Raw genomic sequence first — 1,056 nt, 5'->3', positions numbered from 1 at the left:
CCAGCACCAGGATGATCGGCAGGAAGCGGCCGAACACCATGGCCATGCCCAGAGCCGTGTTGTACCACTCGGTGTTGACGCTGAGCCCGGCGAACGCGGAGCCGTTGTTGTTGGCCGCCGACGTGAACGCGTACAGCACCTCGGACAGGCCGTGCGGCCCCGTGTTGAGCATGCCCGCGCGTTGCCCCGGCATCGCCATGGCCACCGCGGTGCCGGTCAGCACGATCAGCGGGGTCACGAGGAAATACGTTGCCGCGAGCTTGATCTCGCGCGGGGTGATCTTCTTTCCGAGGTACTCCGGAGTGCGGCCCACCATCAGGCCGGCCACGAACACCGTGATGATCGCCAGCACCAGCATGCCGTACAGGCCGGAGCCGACGCCGCCGGGAGCCACTTCGCCGAGCATCATGTTCAGCATCAGCACCGCGCCCCCGAGGCTGGCGAAGCTGTCGTACGACGCATTCGCCGCGCCATCGCCGGTCGCGGTGGCGGCCTGGCCGAACGTCGCGCTACCAGGGACGCCGAACCGGACCTCGGTGCCCTCCACCGGCGCGCCCGCGGCGTGCACGACGGTGCCGTGCGGCACCGATGTCGCCGCGACCAGTGCCACCGTCGCGAGTACGTACAGCGACGCGACGACCGCCAACAGCGCCCAGCCCTGTTTGCGGTCCCCGACCATCACCCCGAACGTCCGCAGGAACGCGACCGGAATCAGCAGCATGGCAACAATTTCCACCGCATTGGTCAGCGGTGTGGGATTCTCGAAGGGGTGTGCGCTGTTGACGTTGAATGCGCCACCGCCGTCGCCCGACATCAACTTGATCGACTCCCAGGTGGCCACCGGACCGCCGAGCAACGTCTGACTGCCCCCGGCGATCGTCGAAACCTCCTGGGCGCCATGGATGTTGTTGACCACACCAAGGGTCAGCAGGATGGTCGTGACGATCACCGACAGGGGCAGCAGGATCCGCACCACAGTGCGCACCAGATCCACCCAGAAGTTGCCGATCTGCTGGTTCTGATACTGTGCCAGCCCGCGGATCAACACCACGGCGA

1 protein-coding gene is annotated in these 1,056 nt (G+C 66.8%); it reads right to left on the bottom strand.

Annotation, left to right across the window (positions count from 1 at the left end):
- Positions 1-1,056: potassium-transporting ATPase subunit KdpA (gene kdpA / locus A5699_RS18765; RefSeq protein WP_067772071.1), on the bottom strand; the 1,056-nt coding region annotated here is incomplete at both ends.

This window comes from Mycobacterium sp. E802, assembly GCF_001666875.1.
Lineage (GTDB): Bacteria > Actinomycetota > Actinomycetes > Mycobacteriales > Mycobacteriaceae > Mycobacterium.
This window is presented reverse-complemented; position numbering and strand designations above follow the sequence as displayed.